The organism is Pandoraea sp. PE-S2T-3, assembly GCF_002179965.1.
Lineage (GTDB): Bacteria > Pseudomonadota > Gammaproteobacteria > Burkholderiales > Burkholderiaceae > Pandoraea.
In genome coordinates, this window is record NZ_NGUQ01000037.1 from 702,400 (window position 1) to 726,711 (window position 24,312).

Annotated in this window: 19 protein-coding genes; 11 read left to right on the forward strand and 8 right to left on the reverse strand. The window is 63.4% G+C overall.

All coding sequences use genetic code 11. From position 1 onward, the window contains the following. Positions 1 to 174: 174 nt before the first annotated feature. Positions 175 to 1,953, reverse strand: a complete 1,779-nt coding sequence (gene phnN, locus CDV46_RS25395; RefSeq protein WP_087725762.1) for a phosphonate metabolism protein/1,5-bisphosphokinase (PRPP-forming) PhnN — start codon at positions 1,951 to 1,953, stop codon at positions 175 to 177. Positions 1,954 to 1,969: 16 nt separating this feature from the next. Then, a complete protein-coding gene (nadC, locus tag CDV46_RS25400) occupies positions 1,970 to 2,803 on the reverse strand; it encodes a carboxylating nicotinate-nucleotide diphosphorylase (protein WP_087687537.1) in 834 nt (277 codons plus the stop codon). Positions 2,804 to 3,112: 309 nt separating this feature from the next. On the opposite strand from nadC, the gene CDV46_RS25405 reads away from it, so the two are divergent. After that, entirely contained in the window at positions 3,113 to 4,429 is a 1,317-nt protein-coding gene (locus CDV46_RS25405) for an MFS transporter (RefSeq protein ID WP_087725764.1), read from the forward strand. 101 nt (positions 4,430 to 4,530) lie between these two features. On the opposite strand, the gene CDV46_RS25410 is transcribed toward CDV46_RS25405, so the two are convergent. The 4 genes from CDV46_RS25410 to CDV46_RS25425 form a co-directional block, all read right to left on the reverse strand. Then, a complete protein-coding gene (locus tag CDV46_RS25410; RefSeq protein WP_087725766.1) occupies positions 4,531 to 5,529 on the reverse strand; it encodes an XdhC family protein in 999 nt (332 codons plus the stop codon). A gap of 32 nt (positions 5,530 to 5,561) precedes the next feature. Continuing rightward, a complete protein-coding gene (locus CDV46_RS25415) occupies positions 5,562 to 7,970 on the reverse strand; it encodes a c-type cytochrome (RefSeq protein ID WP_087725770.1) in 2,409 nt (802 codons plus the stop codon). Next, positions 7,954 to 8,457: a (2Fe-2S)-binding protein gene (locus tag CDV46_RS25420; RefSeq protein ID WP_087725772.1), complete on the reverse strand. Its 504-nt coding sequence runs from the start codon at positions 8,455 to 8,457 to the stop codon at positions 7,954 to 7,956. Before CDV46_RS25420 ends, CDV46_RS25415 begins: the two co-directional genes overlap by 17 nt. A 97-nt stretch (positions 8,458 to 8,554) precedes the next feature. After that, the gene (locus tag CDV46_RS25425; RefSeq protein ID WP_087687532.1) at positions 8,555 to 9,724 is read right to left on the reverse strand and encodes an FAD-dependent monooxygenase; all 1,170 of its coding nucleotides are present in this window, start codon (positions 9,722 to 9,724) and stop codon (positions 8,555 to 8,557) included. Positions 9,725 to 10,050: 326 nt separating this feature from the next. Here CDV46_RS25425 and CDV46_RS25430 point away from each other — a divergent pair, with 326 nt between their 5' ends. The 5 genes from CDV46_RS25430 to CDV46_RS25450 all read left to right on the forward strand — a co-directional run bounded on the left by CDV46_RS25430 (position 10,051) and on the right by CDV46_RS25450 (position 15,919). Next, positions 10,051 to 10,803 carry a maleate cis-trans isomerase family protein gene (locus CDV46_RS25430; protein WP_087687531.1) on the forward strand — a complete coding sequence of 251 codons (753 nt, stop codon included), beginning with the start codon at positions 10,051 to 10,053 and terminating at the stop codon, positions 10,801 to 10,803. A gap of 49 nt (positions 10,804 to 10,852) precedes the next feature. Continuing rightward, entirely contained in the window at positions 10,853 to 11,695 is an 843-nt protein-coding gene (locus CDV46_RS25435) for an alpha/beta fold hydrolase (protein ID WP_087725774.1), read from the forward strand. 26 nt (positions 11,696 to 11,721) lie between these two features. Further along, positions 11,722 to 12,756: a 2,5-dihydroxypyridine 5,6-dioxygenase gene (locus CDV46_RS25440; RefSeq protein ID WP_087725776.1), complete on the forward strand. Its 1,035-nt coding sequence runs from the start codon at positions 11,722 to 11,724 to the stop codon at positions 12,754 to 12,756. A 73-nt stretch (positions 12,757 to 12,829) separates the two neighbouring features. Further along, positions 12,830 to 13,474, forward strand: coding sequence for an isochorismatase family protein (locus tag CDV46_RS25445; protein ID WP_087687528.1), 645 nt, complete (start codon positions 12,830 to 12,832; stop codon positions 13,472 to 13,474). A gap of 156 nt (positions 13,475 to 13,630) precedes the next feature. After that, positions 13,631 to 15,919, forward strand: a complete 2,289-nt coding sequence (locus CDV46_RS25450) for a xanthine dehydrogenase family protein molybdopterin-binding subunit (RefSeq protein ID WP_087725788.1) — start codon at positions 13,631 to 13,633, stop codon at positions 15,917 to 15,919. Positions 15,920 to 15,945: 26 nt separating this feature from the next. Here the strand turns inward: CDV46_RS25450 and CDV46_RS25455 are convergent, their stop codons facing one another. Further along, positions 15,946 to 16,392, reverse strand: a complete 447-nt coding sequence (locus tag CDV46_RS25455; RefSeq protein WP_058378695.1) for a MarR family winged helix-turn-helix transcriptional regulator — start codon at positions 16,390 to 16,392, stop codon at positions 15,946 to 15,948. 458 nt (positions 16,393 to 16,850) lie between these two features. Here CDV46_RS25455 and CDV46_RS25460 point away from each other — a divergent pair, with 458 nt between their 5' ends. The 5 genes from CDV46_RS25460 (at position 16,851) to CDV46_RS25480 (ending at position 22,827) form a co-directional block, all read left to right on the forward strand. Continuing rightward, positions 16,851 to 17,837 (forward strand): ABC transporter substrate-binding protein, encoded by a 987-nt coding sequence (locus CDV46_RS25460; RefSeq protein ID WP_087687956.1) that lies wholly within the window; start codon positions 16,851 to 16,853, stop codon positions 17,835 to 17,837. Then, complete coding sequence (locus CDV46_RS25465; RefSeq protein WP_249277446.1) at positions 17,834 to 18,712, forward strand: ABC transporter ATP-binding protein; 879 nt, start codon at positions 17,834 to 17,836, stop codon at positions 18,710 to 18,712. Before CDV46_RS25460 ends, CDV46_RS25465 begins: the two co-directional genes overlap by 4 nt. Before the next feature lie 22 nt (positions 18,713 to 18,734). Then, positions 18,735 to 19,496 (forward strand): ABC transporter permease, encoded by a 762-nt coding sequence (locus CDV46_RS25470; protein WP_176399196.1) that lies wholly within the window; start codon positions 18,735 to 18,737, stop codon positions 19,494 to 19,496. A gap of 20 nt (positions 19,497 to 19,516) precedes the next feature. Further along, on the forward strand, positions 19,517 to 20,248 hold the full coding sequence (locus CDV46_RS25475) for an ABC transporter permease (protein WP_058378697.1): 732 nt from the start codon (positions 19,517 to 19,519) through the stop codon (positions 20,246 to 20,248). A gap of 434 nt (positions 20,249 to 20,682) precedes the next feature. Beyond that, a complete protein-coding gene (locus CDV46_RS25480; protein WP_254916221.1) occupies positions 20,683 to 22,827 on the forward strand; it encodes a TonB-dependent receptor in 2,145 nt (714 codons plus the stop codon). Positions 22,828 to 22,860: 33 nt separating this feature from the next. Here CDV46_RS25480 and CDV46_RS25485 read toward each other — a convergent pair whose 3' ends face one another. Beyond that, positions 22,861 to 24,231, reverse strand: a complete 1,371-nt coding sequence (locus CDV46_RS25485) for an APC family permease (RefSeq protein WP_087687523.1) — start codon at positions 24,229 to 24,231, stop codon at positions 22,861 to 22,863. Positions 24,232 to 24,312: the final 81 nt, after the last annotated feature.

Here is a 24,312-nt window from a genome sequence, read left to right on the forward strand (position 1 = left end):
CGGGACTTGCTCGACGTCAGAAGGGAAATGCCTCACTGCCAAGTCCCCCGTGATATGAGGCGAAGACCTGCCGTTGACGATGTGAATGACTTCAGTTCGCTATTGTATTTAGAGGCGAAAGATTGTCAACGCGGTGCCCGACGCTCATCGAGGCGCTGGCCCAGTCACGTCAAATCATTGAAGCACGATGCCGCTCAGGGCTTGTGCGCGGGCAGCCGCTGCGGCCAGCCGTTGTGGGTCGTTACCGTGCACGCGCAGCAACACGTCACCGGCAAGCACCGATTGCCCTGCGGTGCATAGCAGATCGACGCCCGCGCCCATATCGCCCGGCGCGCCAGCGTCGCGGGCAATGCCGGAGACTTCCCAGCCATCAATGGAAGTCACAACGCCATCGGTCTGCGCAACGATGTCGACGAATGACGCGGCGGGCACGGCGAAATCTTTCCGGCCTTGGGCATCGACAATTTTCTCGAAGGCACGTCGCGCGTCGCCGCTCGCGAGCAGTTGTTCTGCGGCGGCGTGCGCCTTCACAAGATCACCGCCCAGCGCCGGGTGCCACGACAGAATGCGGGCGGCAAACGTCAACGCCTTGGCGCGCAGATCCTTGGGGGCAGTGGCATCGTTGTCGAGTACTTGTAGCACGTCGCGCAGTTCCAGCGCGGGGCCGATGCCTCGGCCTATCGGTGCGCGTCCGTCGGTGGCGAACGCCTGCACGGTCATGCCCAACGCCGCGCCCACACGTTCGAAGAGTGCGCCCAACTTTCGCGCCTGCGCCTCATCCGTCATCTTCGCTTGCGGCCCCCAAGGGAGATCGACGACGACATGCGTGGCGCCTGCGCAAAACTTTTTCGACAGAATCGACGCGACCGACCAACGGCGCGTATCAAGCCGGAGCGGTCGCACCATCGCGTTGGTCACATCGTCCACGCGAGAATGATTGAGCCGGCCGTTCCATACGATGCAGCCGCCAGCCTGCTCGACGGCGGCACACACCTCCGTGGCATCGAGATCCACCCGCGCCGCCGCTTCCATCGCGTCGGCAGTCCCGGCGGCAGAAGTGATGGCGCGTGATGACGTTTTCGGCATGCACAGTCCGTACGCTACGACGAGCGGTACGACGATCAGCGTGATGCGGCTGCCGGGCACGCCGCCCATCGAGTGCTTGTCGACGACCATCGGCCGCCCCCAGTCGATGCGAGGCATCAACCGTGTTCGCGCCCGGGTGAGCGCAACGATCTCGTCATCGTCGATATGCTCGATCAGCAGTCGCAGCAGCGCTTCGCCCTCATCCAGGGCGTAGCGGTCATACATCAGATCGTCGAGCAGTTGCCCCCATGAGGCTTCATCAAGCGATACCCCTGCACGCTTGGCGTCTGCCAATTCGCGGCTTTTCGGCGGCTGTGCGCAGGACTGCAACGCAGCGGTGAAGCGTGCGATGCCAACGTCGCTCGTGCTGTCATTCGACACACGCATGAGTGGCACGCCAGCGGGATAGGCTGTCACGGTGCGAGCCAGCCGTGCGGCGATCTGCTCGGGTGTTTCGCGTCCGCGTCCTGCGATGCGCGCGGCGAGGACTTCCACCGGCGCGCTGACTTCCACGATGACCAGCCGTTGCACGCGGCCGATGAGTTTGGGCAGGATGGCCCGCGAGCCATTGGCGACGACATGACGGCCTTGTGCAAGTACGTCACGCAAGCTGGCATCGAGCCCGTAATGCAGTCCGTGGGCTTGCCAGGTCACCAGAAACGCGCCCGCAGCGTCGCGGGCGGCGAATTCAGTCTCGGTGACGCCGATGTGTGCTTCCCCCGGGGCATCGTCAGCGCGAGTGATGGTGCGCGTCGCGAAGACGAAGCGGCCGCCATCGGTCAGGCACGTGCGTGCACCGTCGATCAGCGTATCCTTGCCGGCCCCGCTGGGGCCGACCACGAAGAAGAATATCCCGGGGAGCGTCATCGTCGATATCCCTTGATCAGGCTTCGTCCAGACCAATGTCGACGGCCGGGGCCGATTGCATGATCTTGCTCGTCGAAATGTAGTCGACGCCGGTTTCGGCGATCGGGCGAATCGTCTCCAGACGAATGCCGCCCGAAGCCTCGACCTTGCACTTGCCGCCAATCATCGCGACGGCTTTGGTCATGTCTTCGACCGACATGTTGTCGAGCATGATCACGTCCACGTCGGTATTCAGCGCTTCAGCAACCTGATCGAGACGATCGCATTCGACTTCCACCTTGGTCAGCATCGGCACGAGCTTGCGTGCGCGCGCCACGGCGGCCGTGATACTGCCGGAGACGGCGATGTGGTTGTCTTTGATCATCACGCCGTTATCCAACCCCAGACGGTGGTTCAGCCCGCCGCCGCAGCTCACGGCATGCTTTTCCAGCATGCGCAGACCCGGCGTCGTCTTGCGGCTGTCGAGCAGACGGGCACGTGTGCCTTCGATGGCAGCTACGTAGCGGGCCGTCTCATTGGCGATGCCGCTCATGCGCTGCACGATGTTCAGTGCGGTGCGCTCCGCCGTGAGGATGCTGCGAGCATTGCCCGAGACATGCAGCAGGATGGCGCCCTTCGGGGCGTGCTGCCCGTCGCGCACCTTCACGTCAACCTTGAGCGTCGGGTCGTAACGCAGGAAGATTTGTGCCGCAACGTCGATGCCGGCAACGATTACCGGCTCGCGGGCGTTCATCACGAAGGCACCCGTGGCAGATTCGTCGATCATCGTCTGCGCCGTGAGGTCGCAATAGCCGATGTCTTCGGTAAGCCAAAGGTCGATCAGGCGGTCAACAGCAAAACGGTCGTACATGGCAGCTCCTCGGTCAGGACTCGGAAGGGTTGATTCGTAGCGTACACACTTAATATTTGCGCTTCAAGGAAAACAATTCCATTCAACGGTAGAGGAAAACCCTAGGACTAGGATGTGGCGTTATACGTCCGCCTTTGTGGGGCTTTGTGCGGCGTGCTGAAGGGCATTGCGCAGGCGTGTTTTGCCACTTATTTTTCTAGCGCATACGCTTTTTATTCATGCTATACATCCGTCAGTGCCGAGCGCACACGCCCGAATTCTCGCCGGGCGGACGATCCACCCAGACTCTTACGCTACCCGGGAATCGCCATGTCCTCTCTCTCTACGCCAGACCTGGTCACGCAAGCGGCCGCGCCGAACACCGACGCCGATGCGCTGTACCGCAAGGTCACGGTGCGGTTGATCACGTTTTTCTGCCTGTGTTATTTCGCCGCCTATCTCGACCGGATCAATGTCGGACTGGCCAAATTGCAGATGCTCAGTGCGCTGCAATTCAGCGACACTGTTTATGGCCTCGGGGCCGGATTGTTCTTCGCTGGCTATATCCTTTTCGAAGTGCCCAGCAATCTGATTCTTCAGAAGGTAGGCGCCAAGCTGTGGATTGCCCGCATCATGATCACGTGGGGCCTGATCTCGGGGGCGACCGCGTTTGTCACCACGCCCACGCAGTTCTATGTGCTGCGCTTTCTGCTCGGCGTCGCCGAGGCGGGGTTCTTACCCGGCGTGCTGCTGTATCTGACGCGCTGGTATCCCGATGAGCGCCGTGCGCGAATCATCGCGTTGTTCATGGTCGGCTTGCCGCTCTCCAGCATGATCGGTAGCCCCTTGTCGGGCTGGATCATGCAGATGTTCGACGGCGCGCACGGTTTCGGCGGCTGGCAGTGGCTGTTCGTCATCGAGGCCATTCCGTCGGTCGTGCTCGGGGTGGCGATCTTCATGTACCTGCCGAACGACATTGCATCGACCCGATGGCTCACGCCGCAGGAGAAGACGGTGCTGCTGGCCAATCTCGACAAGGACGCCGGCGTTCACAAGCGCCACAACCTGGGCGCGGCGTTCACCGATCTGAAGGTCTGGGTTCTCGGGCTGGTTGACCTGTGCGTGCTGCTCGGCTTGTACGGCGTGAGCTTCTGGCTGCCGACGATCCTGAAGGACACGGGCGTGCGCGACACGTACACGATCGGCTGGCTGATGGCCATTCCGAATGCACTCGCCGTCGTCGGCGTGCTGGTGTGGGGCGCGCGCTCGGATCGCCTGCGGGAGCGACGCTGGCACATCGTGCTGCCGTTCTTGCTGTCGGCCGTGGCGATGTTCATCTTCGCCAGCGGTAACCATGGCACCGCAATGACGGTGGCGCTGTTCTCGCTGATCAATCTGGGCGCAGCCGCCGCCATGCCGGTGGTGTGGGCGTTGCCGTCGACCTTCCTGAAGGGATCGGCGGCAGCGGCAGGCATTGCCTTTGCTTGCTCGCTGGCCAATCTCGGCGGCTTCTTCAGCACGTACTTCATCGGCTGGCTGCGCGACACGTTCCACTCGCAGTCGGCCGGCATCTACGGCTTTGGCGTCTGCATGGTGATTGGCTGCGCACTCGCGCTGTCGTATCCGAAACACGTGGTAAATCGTTGAGCGCAGCGCGGGCACCGGACGGTGCCCGTATCGCGATACAGGAAAGTAAAAAGCCGGCAAAAGCCGGCTTTTTTGCGCGTTGCTGATCGCGATCGGTTTGCTTAGCCGGCGAGCGCCTTGCCGGCCTGCACATCCATTAACGACATCACCGGCAAGCGGTGCCGCCGCGCGGTCAATTCCGCGGCAATCGATACGGCAATTTCCGGCGGCGTGCGCCCGCCCAAGTGCAGCCCCACGGGGCCCCGCAGGCGCGCGAGCGCGGCTTGCGTCACGCCAAAGAGCTGCAACCGCTCGCGACGCTTGTCGTTATTTCTGCGTGAGCCGATCGCGCCGACGTAAAACGCGGGCGACATGAGGGCTTCCATCAGCGCAAGGTCATCGAGCTTGGGGTCGTGCGTGAGTGCAACGACCGCCATGCGCGAGTCGGGACGCATGCCGATGACGGTATCGTCCGGCATGGTGCGCACCAGCGTGACGCCCGGCATGTGCCAACCATCGCGATATTCCTCGCGCGGATCGCAGACCGTGACGGCGTAATCGAGCGTGAGTGCAATGTTGGCGACGTATTGGGTGAGCTGCCCTGCGCCGATAAGCAGCAGCCGCCAGGTTGGGCCGTGGGTGGTAACGAGCTTTGACGCGTCGAACACGCAAGCGTCGCCGTCGACGTGCTCGGCGAGCGGTGTCAGCGTGACGCGTCCCGTGGTCATGTCGAGCGTGCGACGCATGGCGCGGCCGTTGCAAATCGCTTCGATAAGGCCGGGCAGGGCGCTGGCGCTGGACAGCGTTTCGCGCACCAGCCGCATCGTGCCGCCGCAGGGCAATCCGAAGCGATGCGCTTCGTCGGCACTGACGCCATACTCGACGAGTTCGGGGAGCGGTCCGGGCGGGCCGTCGCGTTGCAAGCGGTCGATCAGATCGTCTTCAATGCAGCCACCCGACACCGAGCCGACGAGCCGGCCGTCATCGCGAATCGCCAGCGTGGCACCCGGTGGGCGCGGTGACGAGCCCCATGTCGCGACGACGGTGAACAACTGCACACCACGCCCCTGCGATAGCCAGCGTGAAGCGGTTTCGAGAACTTCGCGATCGACGCTGTGCATGGGCGGGGGCTCCGTGGCGGGTCAGTGGCGGGTCAGTGAGAGGGTGCGGTGCGGGCGCGTGCCGCCGCGGCGTCGAGGTCTCGCCACGCGGGCTGGTCAGGTGCATAGCGTGCGCGAATATACGACGCGAGCTCGGCGATCTGACGATCGTCGAATGCATCCCGGAAACCCGGCATGTAGCCGAGCGCTTCGGTAGCGGGCTGGTCGATGCCATTCATCAGGACATGCATGAGGTTGTCGGGCTTGGCCTGACTCACGCTCGTGTTAAGCCCCATGAGCGGGCGCACGCCGAAGTGTCCGACGCCGCCCGACTCCGTATGGCAGACGGCGCATGCCGCCTCGAAGGTGCGCCGTCCATTCTCCATGCCTAGCGTTGTCGCCAGATCGACGCCGCTGGCGCGTTGCCGCGCAAGGTCGGCGACTTGCGACGCATCCGCCTGTGGTGAGAGCGAGGCGATGTAATGCGCAATCGCCCGGACATCCGTTTCGGGCAGCGCGGCGAGGCCGGACACGACAGGTGCCATCGGCCCGGCGGCGACCCCGTGCTCAGGCGAGAAACCGGTTCGCAGGTAGTCGAACAGCGCGGCTTCTGTCCACGGCACCGGCGCATCGGGGGAAGCTACAAGCGGCGGTGCGCGCCAGCCTTCGGCCTCGCCACCGCGCAAATACAGCTTCTCGCGTTCGGCGCCGAGCATGTTGCGTGGCGTGTGACAGGCGCCGCAATGGCCCGCCCCATCGACGAGGTAGCGGCCGCGATTCCATAACGTCGATTGCGCAGGATCGGGGCGATATTCGGCCGTGTCGTGATACAGCCAGTTCCAGCCGGCCACCAGACGCCGCTGGTTGAGCGGGAAGGGCAGCGCAGTCTTCGGCGGCGTATTCGCGACGGCGGGCTGCGACATCAGGTAGGCGTAAAGGGCGAGCATGTCGGGCTCGCTCATCTTTGCGAACGCGGTGTACGGGAAGGCCGGATACAGATGAGCGCCGTCGCGCGAAATGCCCTCACGCATGGCACGCGCGAATGCGGCGTAAGACCACCGCCCGATGCCGGTCTCGGCGTCCGGGGTGAGGTTGGTCGAGTAGACGGTGCCGAATGGCGTCTCCAGCGCGAGACCGCCTGCATTAACCGCGCCGCCCGCGGCCGTATGACAGACGGCACAGTCGCCGGCCAACGCGACCTGACGGCCGCGCTCCAGCGTTGCGCTGGACCATAGCGTGTTGTCTGCCGCAGCAATCGGCGCAAGCGCGGGTGCACCGGGGAACATGGCACACGCCAGTCCGATCAGGCCGCCAACCACGCCGCCAATCCCTCCGCCCGCGAGCCAGCGGCGCCAGCGGGCCGGGCGACGCTGATTGGCGGGAGCATTTTCCGGTGACACGTTCGCGTCGCGAAGTGCATCGCGCAGACTGGCCGGATCGAAGGGCGGCCGTCGCAGCCGAACGCCGGTGGCATCGAACAACGCGTTGGCAATTGCGGCGGCAGCCGGTGCCGCAGAGCGCGCCAGACGCTCGGCGTCGAGGCTTGAAAGGGGAGTGTCGGCGCTGTCCGGCGTAGTGCTGGCCTGCGTCAAAGCGCGTCGGAGTGCGAGTGCCAAAGCGGCCTGTCCGTCGTCGGCGCTACCCGTTTCATCGTGCGTCGGCGCGGCATTCCACGCCATTCCCAACGCGCGCTGCATCGCGTCAGTGATCTGCCATGCAGGCAGGCCGCCAACTTCTGGCGCTGCACCAGGCTCGCCGGTGGCCTGACCGGCAACCACGCGGCGAATGGCGATTTCACCCGACTGCGGATTGACGTCGAGATCGACGACCCATGCCGACCATGTATCCGGGGCAGCGCCCTCGTCAGCAATCGATGCCTCGCCATCGAACGCGAAACCCCGTCCGCGCTGCCAGCCGGTGGGAGCACTGATGGTGTCGGCCCGTTCCGGCATCCCCCACGCAGCGCGCTGCGCCACCATGCGAATCACTTCGCGGGCGCCGGCGTCGCGCTCGGGGTCGAGATGATATAGCCGGTAGCCGACCGGGTCCTGATCGGCTTCGGCGGCCACTTCATCCATGAACGATTCGCGCGCGAACGTATGGGCTTGCGGTGGAATGCGGTGGCCCGCGTCACTCACCTGCATCGCGCTCGCATCGAGGCGATACAACTGCGGCGGCAGTGCGCCGGCATCGTGGGAAGGCAGCACGGGAAGCGCTGCGTCGCCGGGGGCGATGTCGCTGCCAACGTCGGCGCGATAGTGCCAGGTGCGGAGTGTGCCGTCAGTGCGCGTTTGGGCCGCCACATCGAGATGCGCGACCGCATCGCCGTCACGCGTGGGCCAGCCGTAGGTGGCATGCGGCCCGTCACCTTGTGGCGATGTCGCATCAGCCTCGCTCAGTGCGGCACCACGGGAGCTGCCGTCAAGCGCGCGATGGCGCGCGTCGTCATCGAACCGGGTCATGTCGCAGATATTGCGCCGCGCGGTGCACGGCCTTGACGATTTCGTAGTGCGTGCCGCAGCGGCACAGGTTGAAGCGCAGCGCGTCGTGAATCGCAGCGTCGTCGGGCATCGGGTTGCGGTCGAGCAACGCCTTGGTGCTCATGATCATGCCGTTCAGGCAATAACCGCACTGAGCCGCCTGCTCGTCGATGAACGCGCGCTGGATGGGGTGCAGGTCGTCGACGCCGCCCAAGCCTTCGAGCGTCGTGACTTCGCGTTCGCGTGCCACGCTCACGGGCACAACGCACGAGCGGGTCGGCTGGCCATCGACCAGTACCGTGCAGGCGCCGCACTGACCCAATCCGCAGCCATACTTGGGGCCGTTAAGCGCAAGATCGTTGCGCAACACATAGAGCAGCGGCGTATCGGGCGTGGCGTCGGCCACGGTGTGCCGCGTGCCGTTTACGCACAGCGCGATCGGTCCTGCAACAGAATTCGGTACAGCCATGGGCAGGCTCGCAGACGAAGAATCGGGGTGACGTCATCCGGACTGCATACGTCGGACACATCACCCCGCAGGTTCATGCAAGTCCCGTGCCCGGCACTCAGGCGGCAGCCGTCAACGGCGGCGCCACCGTAAGCGACGAGGCGGGAACGAGGGGAATCTCGAACACATCGTAGCCGAATACCCAAGCCGGATCCTCATTGGTGCGCAGCCACGTATTGTTGTGGGACACGCGCTGCACCTCGGAGGCGCGCGCCGCGCGATTCGCTTCGTAAAGCGCAAAGGCGTTGCCGTAGTCCGTCACGCCGACTTCATCGAGGCAGCGCGTGAGCATCGCGGCGTCTTCAATGGCCATGGCAGCGCCTTGTGCCATGTGCGGCTTCATCGGGTGGCAGGCGTCACCCAGCAGCACCAGACGGCCGCGACTCCACATCGGCAACGGGTCGCGCTCCAGCAGCGGCCATTTGGTGATCGTCGGCGAGACTTCAATCAGGTGCTGCACGTCGGCGTGGTAACCCGCAAACGCCTCGAGCATTTCCTCGCGGCTGCTCGGCAGCATCGATACGCCCTCCGGCCATTCCTTCTGCGGCACACCGGTCACGTAGTAATACTCGTCCTTCTTCTCGGTCACGTAGTAGACCATCATGTGACGATCTTCGGACCACCACTTCACGCACATGTCGTAAGGCTTGTTGGCCAGCAACGACGCCGGGAACACGGCACGGTGTGCCACATAGCCCGTGTAGCGCGGGGGCTCGGCGCCCAGCAGATGCTCGCGAATCTTCGAATTGACGCCGTCCGCACCGATCAGGATGTCGGCCGTCTCGGTCGTGCCGTCCGTGAAGGTCAGGCGCACCTCATTGCCCGTGTCTTCCACCGATTGCAGACATTTGCCGAAACGGATCGTGCCGGGGGCAACCGCCTGCGTCATCAACGCGTGAAAGTCGCCACGGTGTACGGTCAGGTAGGTCGCACCATAGGTCTTCAGCGCAAAGTCACCCAACGGAATCTGGGACAGCGCTTCGGCCGTCTTCCAGTCACGGCTGTACCAGAAGTCAGGGTGCGAGCCCATCACGTTCAGCGCATCTTCGATACCCAGGCGACGCATGATCTTCATCACGTTGGGCCCGAGGTGAATGCCAGCGCCCAGGCGGGAGAAGGCGGGTGCCTGCTCGTACAGCGCGACGTCGTAGCCGCTGCGTTCCAACAGGCCGGCTGCGGCCGTGCCGCCCAGGCCGGCGCCAATGATGGCGATGCGTGGTTTGCTCATGGAGGCTCCTGATCGTACGCCCGGCACGGTCATGGACAAGAGAGATGTCCGGGCTGGTTGAGTTCGGTGATTCGTAGCGTACACACGATAAATTTCAATCGCAAGCGAAAAAATACCGTCTCCGTGTTTACCCGAAATCAAATGACTGATTTTCTTTTTCAGTAAGGGTTTTCGCGGAATTTACCGGCTTCGCAATGATTTTGTCTTGTATTGCGAAAATCAAATGTGTGCGCTAGAGTTTCTCGCACCTTGACCATTTATCGTGTGTGCACGACAAATTTGCCGCACGCCAATCAGGTCGCCACCCCCCTCGGGAGAATGCCCTTATGAGCAAGCGCTACCGCATCGGCCAGATCGTGCCGAGTTCCAACACCACCATGGAAACTGAGATCCCCGCGATGCTGCGGCTGCGCGAGACGATCCGGCCGGAACGGTTCACGTTCCATTCAAGCCGGATGCGCATGAAAAAGGTCGTGAAGGAAGAGCTCGCCGCGATGGATGCCGAGTCGGATCGCTGCGCCCTCGAACTGAGCGACGCGCGTGTGGACGTGCTGGGCTACGCCTGCCTCGTCGCGATCATGGCCATGGGACACGGCTATCACCGCATCTCGCAAAAGCGGCTGACCGAGCAGACCATTGCCAATGGCGGCGCAGCGCCGGTGCTCACCAGCGCAGGGGCGCTTGTCGATGCACTGCGCGTGATCGGCGCGAAGCGCATCGTGGTAGTCGCGCCGTACATGGTGCCGCTGACCGAACTCGTCGTCGATTACATCCGCAACGAAGGTTTCGACGTCATTGCCTACCGCGCGCTGGAAATCCCCGACAACCTCGACGTCGGCCGCCACGATCCGAGCCGCTTGCCGGATATCGTCAAGACACTGCCTTATCAGGAGGCTGACGCGATCGTCTTGTCGGCGTGCGTGCAAATGCCGTCGCTGCCGGCCGTCGCGCAGGTTGAGGCCATGACGGGCAAGCCGGTGATCACCGCCGCCATCGCCACGACCTACGCGATGCTGCGCGAGCTGGATCTCGAGCCGATCGTGCCGGGGGCGGGTGCGCTGCTGTCTGGTGCGTACTGATTCGCCGGCCTTTCCTGTTCGACGTTCTGACTATCCCGGAGTCTGTTTTATGCCCTCGACTTTTCAGTACGGCGCGAATGTCGCCGCCAACGGCATTCGTCAGCATTACCTGCGCTACGGCGGCGTGCACGGCGCTCGTGCAGCGCGTCCGGCCATCGTGCTCATTCCCGGCATCACCAGTCCCGCGGTGACGTGGGGCTTCGTCGGCGAAGTACTCGGCCGGGAGTTCGATACCTATGTACTTGACGTGCGCGGGCGCGGACTGTCGAGCGCATCCCCGGAACTGGACTACAGCCTCGACGCACAAGCCGACGACGTTGCAGCCCTGATCGCTGCGCTCAAGCTGGACCGTGTGATCTTCGTCGGCCACTCGATGGGCGCACGCATTGCCGCGCGCACCGCAATGCGCGAGCCGCGAGGTTTGGTGTCGGTCGTGCTGATCGATCCGCCCGTGTCCGGCCCGGGCCGTCGCGAATATCCCGGCAAGTTGCCGTGGTACGTCGACTCGATGGCACTCGCCCGTGCCGGCACGGACGCCGAGGGCATGCGCGCGTTCTGCCCCACGTGGACCGAAGAAGAGCGCACGCTGCGCGCCGAATGGCTGCATACCTGCGACGAGCGCGCAGTGCTGGCGTCATACGAAGGTTTCCACACGGACGACTTCCACGCCGATGCCGCGCGCCTGCACGTGCCGTCCTTGTTGATCACGGCGCAGAACGGCGACGTCGTGCGCGACGACGATGTGGCCGAGTTGCAGCAGGCCACGCCGACGATGCGCCACGTGCGCGTGCCCAACGCCGGGCACATGATTCCCTGGGACAACGCGGCCGGCTTCTACGCCGCGTTCGGCGATTTCCTCGGGGCAACGCTCGGCGGCCCGGTCAGCGCCTGACGTCACACAGAAACAGGAGCCACCCCATGGCGATTAGCGATTTCCAATTGATCGAAGCGTGGAAAGAGGTGCTCACGCTCTCGAAGCTAGAGCGCGGCCAGACCGTCACGATTCTCACCAGCGCGTCGACGCATCCGCAAACGCTCCAGTGCGCATTGATCGCCACGCAGTCGATGGGCGCCATCGTCAACCGGCTCGATCTGCCGCCGGTCAATGGCGATAAGGCATTCAGCCGCGACTCGCTGGCGTATCTCGGCACGACACCGCTGACCGGCAACCGCGCCGCGATTGCTGCGCTCAAGGAAAGCGACCTCGTGCTCGACCTAATGACGCTGTTGTTCTCGCCGGAACAGCACGACATTCTCAAAAGCGGCACGAAGATCCTGTTGGCGGTGGAGCCGCCGGAGGTGCTGGCGCGCATGGTGCCGACGCTGGCCGACAAGGTGCGTGTGCTGGCGGCTGCGGCCAAGCTGAACGCCGCGCGGGAGATGCGGGTGACGTCGCCGGCAGGCACATCGTTCATTTGCCCGATGGGCGAATTCGGTCCGACGGCGGAATACGGCTTCGTCGACGAGCCGGGGCGATGGGATCACTGGCCGAGCGGCTTTGCGTTGTCGTACCCGAATGATCACACCGCGCACGGCACTATTGTCATCGATCGCGGCGACATCCTTCTGCCGCAAAAGCGCTACGTCACCGAGCCGATCGTCCTGACCGTCGAGAAGGGTTATGCGACACGCATCGAAGGCGGCGTCGATGCCGCGCTGCTGCGTGACTACATGGAGACGTTCCGCGACCCGGAGGGCTACGCCATTTCGCACATCGGCTGGGGGCTGCAACCGCGTGCGCGCTGGTCAACGCTGGGCCTGTACGACAAGGAAGCGACCATCGGCATGGATGCACGCGCCTTCGAAGGCAACTTTCTGTTCTCGCTCGGCCCGAACAACGAAGGCGGCGGCAGCCGCACCACGACGTGCCACATCGACATTCCGCTGCGCAACTGCACCGTGTCGCTCGATGACGCTGTCGTAGTGAAAGACGGCCGAGTGATCAACGAATGAGTCGTGCGGCACGACGCCCCGCAGCACATCCCGGGCCACGACCCGGCCAGCATTTCACCGCGAGACAACCGACATGAGTGATACCCCGCAACACGCCGAAGCCCACGTCTATCAGCGGCAAGGCTTCGGCACGCCGCTGCCGGTGCACGGCAACATCGGCTTGCTGATTGTCGATCTGGTGGTCGGCTTTGCCGATCCGAAGACCTTTGGCGGCGGCAACATTCCCCAGGCCATCGCACGAACGGTCGATGCGCTGGCATTGGCGCGCCAGCACGGCTGGCCCGTGGCGCATAGCCGCATCGTCTACGCCGACGATGGCAGCGATGACAACGTTTTCTCGCTCAAGGTGCCGGGCATGGCAACGCTCACGGAAGATCACCCGAACAGCGCCATCGTGCCCGAGCTCACCCCGGCGCCGGGCGAACTGGTGGTTCGCAAGGTCGTGCCGTCGGCATTCTTCGGCACGCAGCTCGCGCCTTGGCTGTCGCAGCGCGCCGTGCAGACGCTGCTCGTGGCCGGGGCGGTGACCAGCGGCTGCGTGCGGGCCAGCGTCGTCGACGCAATGTCGTACGGTTTTCGCCCGCTCGTGTTGTCCGACTGCGTGGGCGACCGCGCCATTGCGCCGCACGAGGCGAATCTGTTCGATATGCAGCAAAAATATGCGGCAGTGATGCCGCTGGCGGATGCGATCGACGAGATCGAGAAGCGCACCCGCTGACAGGAAGGCTGCGCGGCGGTGCCGGCGTCACCGGCGGCCGCGCGCCATTCCGAACCGAGGGCAGTGGATGCTGCGGTTGACGCGCCAATATTGTCCCCCTAGCGTGATGACTGGCACGGTGCGAGGGCACCTGCCGAACCACAGGAATCTCCGCTCGTGAACCGCTCTGAATTGCTGGCGCGCGACGGCTGCCTGACGGTAATCCGCCAGCCTGCCGTGCCGATCAAGCCTGCGCCCGGCCAGCCCGGCAGTCATTCGACTTTCGTGCCCGTCGTGCCCGAGGTCTTTGTCGCCGTGCTCGACGACGGCCGGATACTTGCGTTCAACGGTCACGTCGACCTCGGTACCGGCATCCGCACATCGCTCGCGCAGATCGTCGCGGAGGAACTTGACGTCGAGGCCGCGCAGGTTCAGATGCAGTTGGGTCACACCGACGCCACGCCGAATCAGGGCCCGACCATCGCGAGCGCGACCATTCAGATATCCGCGGTACCGCTGCGCTGCGCGGCGGCGCAAGCGCGCCACGCGCTGATCGAACTGGCGGGCCGCCGCTTCGGCATTCCGGTAAAAAATTTGCGCTGCGACGACGGCCGTGTCTTCGGCGAAAACGATGCCGGCGCCGCGTGCAGCGCTTCGTTTGCAGAGCTGGTAAAAGGCGAGCGCGTTGCCCTCACGCTTGATCTGCAAACGCCCGTCAAAGACCCCGCGACGTATCGGATCGTTGGCAAATCGTCGCGCCGTGTCGATTTGCCTGCCAAGGCGAGCGGGCAACTGACGTTCGTGCACGACATGCGCGTGCCGGGTATGCTGCACGGCCGTGTGGTCCGGCCGCCCTACAGCGGCATTGATACAGGGGCGTTCGTCGGCACGTCGCTACTATCGGTCGACGAGTCGTCCGTCGCGCATTTGCCGGGCCTGAAGGCCGTTGTCGTCATCGGAGACTTTGTTGGTGTAGTCGCGCTGCGTGAGGAGCAAGCCATCCGTGCGGCGCGCGAACTTCGCGTGACGTGGAAGCCATTGCCCGCGCTACCGTCGATGGATGATCCGGCGGCAGCCATTGCCTCGGCACCGGCAAAACGCCGGGCGTTGCTGGAGGAGGGCGATGTCGATGCCGCGTTCGCTCGCGACGACGTCGTGACGCTTGAGCGCACCTATGTCTGGCCCTATCAGATGCATGGTTCGATCGGGCCATCGTGCGCGCTGGCAGATTATCGCGCCGCTGATGCCGGGCGAATCACCGTCTGGTCCGGGACGCAGAATCCGGTGTCGTTACGTTACGACCTCGCGCAGCTGATTTCGCGTGACGAGGCGGACATCGATATCGTTCGCATGGAGGCGGCAGGCTGCTATGGGCGTAATTGTGCCGACGACGTATGTGGCGACGCCTTGCTGCTTTCGCGTGCAGTCGGTGCGCCCGTGCGCGTGCAACTGTCGCGTGCCGACGAACATCTGTGGGAGCCGAAAGGCACGGGGCAGGTGGTCGAGGTGCGCGGTGCGGCCACCCGGGCTGGTGAATTGCTCGCCTACGACTTTGCCGCGCGCTACCCGTCAAATGACGCACCGATTCTCGCGGCACTGTTGACGGGGCAAGTCGCGCCGACCGGCGGCGTGTTCGAGATGGGCGACCGCACGGCGGTGTCGCCTTACGAAAGCCCGAACCGGCGCTTTGCTTGCGACGACATGGCGCCGCTGGTGCGCGCGTCATGGTTTCGCGGCGTCTCGGCACTCCCCAATTCGTTTGCACATGACTCGTTTGCCGATGAAATGGCTGCCGCCACCGGCGTCGATCCGTTGCAGTTCAAGCTGGCTCACCTTAAAGACCCGCGCGCCGTCGAGTTGGTGACGGCGGTCGCCGCACGCGCCGGCTGGACGCCGCGCTCGCAAGAATCGTCGCGCTGGGAAACGGAACAACGCTACGTGCGCGGGCGCGGCGTGGCCTATGCGCGCTACGTCCATAGCCGCTTCCCGGGCTTCGGTGCGGCATGGTCGGCGTGGATTGCCGATGTGGTGGTCGATCGTGTGACGGGGGAGGTTCGGGTCGAGCGAGTGACGGTCGGCCAGGACACCGGCACGATGATCAATCCCGATGGGGTGCGCCATCAACTGCACGGCAACGTCGTGCAGGTGCTCAGCCGCTCGCTCAAAGAGCGCGTTCGCTTTGTCGATGGGCGGGTGGCGAGTCGCGAGTGGGGCAGCTATCCGATTCTGACGTTTGCCGAACTGCCGGCACTGGATGTCGTGCTCATGCCGCGTCAGGGGGAGCCGCCGATGGGCGCAGGGGAGTCGGCATCGGTGCCTGGCCCGGCGGCACTGGCCAACGCAATCTACGACGCGACGGGCGTGCGCATCGTTGCACCGCCGTTCACGCCGGAGACCGTACGCGGCGCGTTGGCGCAGGCTGGGCGGTTGCTGCGTTCATCACAACCGACGGCCACGTCAACGTAACCGCAGGGGCGCCCAGTGTGCGCGCCTCATTCTGCCGCATCGGCATCCATCATCTTTCGCATGAGGAATACCAGCGCCACGCGCTCGGCCGGATTCAGCGCACCGTAAGTCCGCTCAGTCACTTCCTTGGCAAAGGGCACGGTGTGATTGATCAGGGCCAGCCCTTGTTCGGTAGCGGTCACGAGCAGCTTGCGCCCATCGCTGGGGTCGGCCGTGACTTCGATGAGCTTTCGCGCCTTCAGCCGCTCGATCACGCCGCGAATGGTCGCCTGGTCGATCGCCGTCGTCTTGACGATGTCGTTGAGCGAGCAAGATTGCTTTTCCTTGACCGTGCACAGCGCGACAAACTGGGCCGCCGTCAGATCCGAATCAGGGATGGCGTCCTGAAAGATGGCGACGTGGCGCTGATAGGCGCGCCGAAGCAGGTGGCCGATCTGATCGTGGAAGTCGTAAGAGTCTTTTCGCGACGTCATGAGGCGGTGCTCAGGTTGGAGTGAGTGAAGTGTACACCCTGTAAGCGCTGCCACTAAAGCGCTGTTATCAGGGGATTTGCGCTGCATCAAACGCGTGATGTCGCTGCAAATACACCACGCTTCATCGGGGTGCATGCGGCGCGGCGGGGCACCAAACACGGGACGGTATGCACCGATGCGTGACGTTGGCGGCAATTTATAACGTACACATTAATTTTCCGGTTAAAAAATACGCGATGATTCGGTGACGTTGCGTGCATTGATAAGCATCGATATCACGATGAAATGCCTTGATTCATAGGTGTTTAAGCATTGTGCAGCGCAGCTGAGTGCAAACCCCTAGGCGATGGCATGAACATTGCGTTGCAATGATTATTTGAGTGTCTACAATGTATTTGCGCAAACAAGATGCGCGCAAAATCCGACGAACCATTTGCATGTTTGACCCGGAGCTGAAGATGACGAATCTGTTTAAGCGCGCTTGCCTGACGTTGGGCGCCGCTGCCATGTTGCTGCCTGCGGCGCGCGCGGTTCAAGCCGAGGAGATCTCGGTGACGCAGTGGGGTAACAGTCTTTACGGGCTGCCGTACGCCGTGGCGATGGACAAGGGATTGTTCAAGAAGTCCGGCATCGACATTACCGGCATCCTCAGCTCGGGTGGTGGCGGCACCACGGTGCGCAATATTCTCGCCAGCAAGACGCCTTACGGCGAAGTCGCTGTGTCGGCCGCCCTCGCGGCCGCCCGTCAGGGCATGGACGTCGTGATCGTCAACGTTGGCACGCGCAGCGTGGCCGAAGCGTCGATGGTGACGATGCCCAATAGCGACGTGAAGTCGATTGACGATCTGGTCGGCAAAAAGGTGGCGATCACCTCGCCGAAAAGCGTATCGGAAATGCTCTTCCTGATGGCACTGCGCGACAAGGGCATCGATCAGAGCAAGGTCACGCGCGTCGCCTCGGGCGGCTACGTCAACGGCATGACGATGCTGGAGCAGGGCGCCGTGGCCGGTGCGGTCGCCATCGAGCCGCTGTCGATCGTGCGTAAGGACAAATATCGCGTGGTGTACCGCGCGGGTGATCTGCTGCATCCGATGACCACGTCGGTTGGCATCACGACCCGCGAATTCGCCAAATCGAATCCGGATACCTTGCGCGCAATCATTGCAGGCCGCCGCGCGGGCGTCGATGCGACGTATGCCGATCCGGCGGGCGCGGCGAAGATTCTCGAAACCAGCTTCAAACTCACCCCGGCGGTCGCGAAAGAAGCGGTCGACAACATGGTGCGCTCACGGATGTGGAGCACCGGCGAGTTTGATCGCGCCGAACTGGATCGCATGGTCGACGGCCTCAAGCTCGTCGGCGAAATCAAGGACAACGTCGACTGGTCGAAACTCGTCGACACCCGCTTCCTGCCTGCCGACCTGAAGACCAAGGGGACCTTATGAACCTGTCGTACGCGAATCCGATGCTGCACATCGTCGAAGGGGGCGCCGCGCGCGTGCCTGTACCGGTAGAACAACCCGAACCGCACGCGGTACTGACCGGCGTGACCCGCTACTTCAGCAAACCCGGCGAGCGCGAATTGTTCCATGCGCTGGGCCCCATCGATCTGACGTTGTTCAAGGGCGAGTTCTTTTCGGTGGTGGGCCCGTCCGGGTGCGGCAAGTCGACGTTGCTCGATGCGCTCGCCGGGCTCGCCAAGCCCAGCAGCGGCACGGTGACGTTCGAGGGCATGCCTGTGAAGGGCGTTCCTGACGGCGTCGGCGTGGTGTTTCAGGAAGATGCGTCGTTTCCGTGGCTCACTGTGCGCGACAACATCTCGTTCGGCCTGCGCATGGCGGGCGTCGACGGGGCAGAGGTCAAACGCCGCGTCGACTATGCGATGGGCTTCATGGGGCTGCGCGACTTCGCCAACGCTTATCCCGCGCAACTCTCGGGCGGCATGCGCCAGCGCGTTTGCATTGCGCGCACGCTGGTCATCCAGCCGCGCCTGATTTTGCTCGACGAGCCGTTTGGCGCACTGGATCAACAGACCCGCCTCTTGATGGGCGACGAGTTGCTGCGCCTGTGGCGTGAGACGTCGGCCACGGTCTTGTTGATCACACACGCGCTTGATGAGGCAGCGATGTTGTCGGATCGCGTCGGCGTGATGTCGTCACGCCCGGGCCTGTTCATCGATATCGTCGAGACCGGCTGGGAGAGAGAGCGCGACAGCACCGTGGTGTCGACGCCGCGCTTCGGCGAGATCACCGCACGCCTGTGGGAGAAGTTGCGCATCGAATCGCTCAAGGTCATGGGCGCAGACCGCGCGGCGCACTGATGGCCTGGCACCAGGAGTCATGATGAAACGAGTGATCAAGCGGGAAACCGCGTGGCGCAGCGGCGTGGTGATCGGCTTCGTGCTGCTCATCGAGTTCCTTTGCCGGGTGGGCACCATTCCCACATCAGTGATGATTGCCCCCAGCGCGATGGCGGCACATGCGATCGAGATACTGCGCGAAGGGCGCTTCATGCACGATATCGTGACGAGTTTCGTCAACATCGTGGCGGCATCGGTCGTAGCAGTCGTGCTCGGCTTCGTGCTGGGTCTGGCGATTCATGTGATGCCCAGCGTACGGCGCGCCGTCGAACCCATCATGGCGAGCTACTACGCGGTGCCGACGTTCATCTTCTACCCGGTGTTCATCGTCCTGTTCGGCGTCGGCTCGCTGCCGATCATTGCCATTGCCGTCATGCTGGCCGTCGTCACCATGATTACGGCCACGTTGACCGGGCTCGATCGCATTCCGCGTTCGCTGTCGAAGACCGCGAGCGTGATGCGGCTCTCGCCCTGGCAGTCGGCGCTGCGGGTCAAACTGCCGGCAGCGCTGCCTTATCTGTTCAGCGGCGTGAAATTGTCGGTGGCGTATGCGTTCATTGGCGTGATTGCGTCCGAGTTCATCCTGTCGGGGTCGGGCATCGGCTACGCCATCGGTTATGCCTACAACAACTTCCAGAACGACGACATGTATGCGCTGATGCTGATGGTGCTCGTCGCGGTCACGCTCATCAATCTGGTGCTCAACCGCCTCGACACGCGCTTTCAGGCGCGGCGTCAGCGCTGAGCGGGTCACGGAGAATTCGTATGAAGAAGCTGATCGGACCGTTGGGCGTGGTGCTCGTTGTGGTGCTTGCATGGGAGGCATTGCATCTGGCGGTAGGCAGTGCGTCACTGAGCTCACCGGCAGCCACTGCCGTGGAGCTTTGGCAGATGCTCGGCACGGCGTCGTTCTGGGATAACGTCGCAGAAACCGGACGGGCGTTGATTTATGCCCTGATCATTGCCATTACCGGCGGGATTGCGCTGGGCGTACTGCTGGGCATCAATCGCATGGCCGGCACCGTGGCTGAGCCGCTGCTCGTCAATCTGTACTCGTTGCCGAAAGTCACGCTGTATCCGCTCGTGTTGCTGATTTTCGGGTTGGGGTTGTCGGCCAAGGTGGCATTTGGCGTGATGCACGGCCTGATCCCGATTCTCGTGTTCACGATGAACGCCATTCGCCAGATGAAGCCGGTGTATGTGCGTGCGGCCCGCACGATGGCCATGCCGTTTCCGCAGATCGTCTGGCATATCGTATTGCCGGCGATCTTTCCGGAGATCGTGGCCGGCATGCGGCTGGGCTTTTCGCTCACGCTGCTGGGCGTGTTGATCGGGGAGATGTTCGCGTCGCAGAAGGGCTTGGGCTATCTGCTGACCAATGCCATGAACCTCGGCGATATCGGCACGATCATGTCGGTCGCGCTGTTCCTCACGTTGTTCGCGCTGACGTGTAACGGCCTGCTCATGGCCGCCGACAAGCGTCTGAAGCATCGGTAAAGCGGATCGTCCGCCGGGCGCGCCGTTCACGACATTGTGAACGGCGCGCTCGTTCGCATTGATCGCAACGCGCCGACCGATTATCATCTCGTTCCAGCGAAAGAGCGGGCAGGACTCCTATAGACGTCCGGAACCGCCGTGCCCATCGCGCTTCGCCACTTCCCCATGAACCGTGCATTGATCCAGTGCATGCGCTTCGCCTATTCGCTTCCTCGCCCTTCAGCCTCTCGCCGCTAACGTCGGCGTGACAGGCGGGCGACGCCGATTGATTGCCCCTCATCCTCGCGGAACCGTGCATCGCCGAAATGGGCCGTGCTGGCCGCCGGTCGAGTATTTGATCCACAACGCACGCCATGCCCGTACCCATGAAGTTCCGAGATACCGGACCGAAACACGCCTCGCGTCAGCGCGTTAAATCGCCCAAGCCCCATGTCATGACCTTGCTGCTGGCCACGGCATTCTCGTCGGGGGTGTCGGCACAAACCCCGTCCGCTGCCGATACCGCGCTCAGGCCCGACGTCGCGCACAGCGAAGGCCAACTAGCACCGACGACAGTGAGCGCCTCTGCGTTGAGCGATACGGACCCGGGGCCGGGCGGTCAGGTCGCCAGAGGCGGGCGCGTCGGCATGCTCGGCGACAAAAGCACCATGGAGACACCGTTTTCGGTGACCAGCTACACGTCGGAGCGCATCGAGAATCAGCAAGCCGTGACGCTTGCCGAGGTGCTGAACGCCGACCCGTCAGTCCGATTCACGGGGCAGATTGGTGGCGTCACGGATTCCTTCTTCATTCGCGGCTTCCCGATCAATGAGGGCAATCTCTCCGAAGTTGCCTTCGACGGTGTTTACGGGGTGTCGCCGAACTATCACCTCTTTACCGAATACATCGAGCGTGTCGAAGTGCTGCGCGGTCCGGCAGCGTTGCTCTATGGGATGTCGCCGAATAGCGGCGTGGGTGGCGTCGTCAACATCGTTCCCAAGCGCGCACTCGCCAAAGATCTGACGCGAGTCACCGTCGACTACGCCACTAAGAGCCAGGCAGGTGTCGCCGTCGATGTCAGCCGTCGATTCGGCGATGAACGGCAATGGGGCATTCGCTTCAACGGCTTGCACCGTCAGGGCGACACGGCGCTGGACAACCAATCGTCGCGCGCCGAGGTCGGCGCCTTGTCCTTGGACTACCGTGGGACACGTCTGCGCGCGTCCCTTGACGTGATTGAGCAATACCAATGGGTCGACGCCCCGACCCGCCCATTTCTCGTCGCCGCCGGCATTCCGGTGCCGTCGGCCCCGAGCGGCGCACGTAACGTGACGCAGAAATGGGGGTGGTGGAAGTCCAACGATCTCTCGACGCTGGGGCACGTGGAGTACGACCTGTCCGACAACGTGACGGTCTTCGCCGACGCAGGCACGGCAAAATCCGACGTTTCGCGGCTGTCGGATCAAACGCCGACGATTCTGGACGGGTTCGGCAACACCTCGGCCGTGCCGCAGAACTGGAAATTTCAGGTCAATCGCACCACGCTCGACACCGGCGTCAGGGCGAACTTCCATACCGGCGGCATCTCACATGCCGTGACCGCCCAAGCCAACTACTACACCGATCGTGTCGCCTCCGGCGCGAATTCCGGCACGGCGGTGCTGTCGAATATCTACTCGCCCGTCGATCGGCCTGAGCAATTCATTGGTGCCCCAACGCGAGTCCCGCTGGCGTCCACGTCGACGCTCTCGGGCATCGCCTTGGCCGACACCATCGGCATGTTCGCCGACCGATTGCAGCTGACGCTCGGCCTGCGCGGACAACAGGTCCGGTCGAACAATTACAACGCCGTGACCGGTGCCGTTTCGACAGCCTACGACAAAAGCGCCGTCACGCCGTTGGCCGGTGTGGTGTTCAAGGCAACGCAAGACATTTCGCTGTACGCCAATTACATCGAAGGTCTGAGCAAGGGCGACGTGGCACCGACGACCGCGAGCAATGCGGGTGAAGTGTTCGCGCCGTACAAGACGCGACAAAAGGAGGTCGGCGTCAAAGTCGCCATGGGCGGCGTCATTGCGACGCTCGCGGCGTTCGAGATTACCAAGCCGAGCGGGTCGCTGAGCGGCACGGTGTACAGCGTGAACAGCGAGCAGCGCAATCGCGGTCTGGAACTCACGATGGCCGGCGAACCTTATGCTGGTTTGCGGCTGATCGGCGGGATGACGTGGTTGAACGCGCAACTGACCCAAACCCCGAATCCCGCAACGCAAGGCAAGCGTCCTGTCGGCGTGCCGCAACTCATGGCAAACGCGGGCGTGGAGTGGGACGTGCGGTGGATGCCGGGCCTCACGCTGACCGGCGCGGTGACCTACACCGCGGACGAGAACGTCAACCAGACCAACACGCAGTCGGTGCCCTCATGGACGACGGTCGATCTGGGCGTGCGATACAAGACGAAGCTGGTCGGGAAAAGTACGACGTTCCGGGTGGGCGTGAACAATGTGTTCGACCGGCACTACTGGTCGGGCGTGGCTTCCTACGGGACGATCTCGCTGGGTGCGCCGCGCACGCTTTACGCCTCGGCCGCCGTCGATTTCTGATCGTCTGACCTTCTGAATTGGGCGCGGGCTGCCTCAGCCCGTCGCCACGCCCCAGATGCGTTTGCGGTTCAACAGCAGGGGGATGGCACCGATGGCGATGCCGCCCATCCCGACGATGTTCGTCACCCAGTCGAAGGTCGGGATGCTGTAGAGCGCGATAAAGAACAGAAACGCGCCGCTCGCCACCGGCCAGATCACGTGGGTCACCGCGACCCACGGCCCCTGTGTCAGTACCTTGCGGTAGTACCAGCCGCAGGCGAATCCGGTCAGTCCTAAATAGAAGCAGATCTGGAAGCCGATCGCAGTAATCGAGTCTTGCAGGATCACGTTGATGGTCGGGAGATAAGACGACATCAACAGCAGTACGAGTCCGGTGATCCAGATGAAGAAGATGGCGATGTGGGGCGTTCGCCAGCGGGGATGCAGCCGCGCATAGCGATGGTGGAGGGCGCCGTCGCGGCTCTTGGCGAACAGCGTGCGCGTGAACTGCAACATCTGCGTCTCGACCGTGCCCACCGTGCTTAGTAACACCGCGATGATCGCGACGTAGCCCCACGTCGGCCCGAGCAGCTTCTCGGCGATCGCGAAAATGATGTTCGTGTTGTAGTGCTGGATCTCGGCGTCCGACAGCCCGAGCAGCGCGATGACAATGAAGACGAGGAAAAACACCATCAGGAACACCATCGACCAGAATGCCGCCCGGCCCGGGGTACGGTTCGAATCGCGGGTTTCCTCGCTGAGGTTCATGGTCACGTCCCAGCCATAAAAGAAGAAGATCGCCACCAGCGCACCGCTGGCAAACGTCTTGGGCGTGAACGCCAGCGGCCAGAACCAGCCCCACGAGAACGCATGCTGCTGCGCGTGCGGAAACACGAAGAAGCTCGCGACGATGATCACGAGCAGGATGATGCCCTCGACGACCGTCATCAGCACCTGCACATAACTGGTGAGTTTGATGCCCTTGACGACCACCGCACTGACGAAGGTGAGCCACGCGGCCGCGATCAGCGTCACGTAGTGCACGTTATTCATCATGGGGCGATTGAAGATCAGCAATGTGGCATTCGCCGCCGGAATCATGGCGGACACCATGAACACGCAGCACAGCACCAGCAGCGCCCAGCCCGCAAAGAAGCCGAGGCCGCGCCCGAAGACCATGCTGACCCACGAATAGGACGTACCGGCGCTCGCCAGCGCGCGGTTCATATTAATGAACGCGTAGGCAATGCCGAACATGATGAGGCCGCACACCAGAATGCTGGCCGGCGAGAGGGTACCGGCCGTCCCGATGATCGTGGATGTCGTGATCTCGATGCTGTAGGCGGGTGCCGTGCCGGCGATGCCCATGATCACGGATTCGACGATACCCAGCGAGTCGGCGTTGAGCTTGGCGGGTGAGTCCATGGGCACGCAACTCGCGGTTGTCGTCGATGGGTCGACTTTTACTCCGAGCCGGAACAACAGACAAGTCAGGTTGTCCCGCGA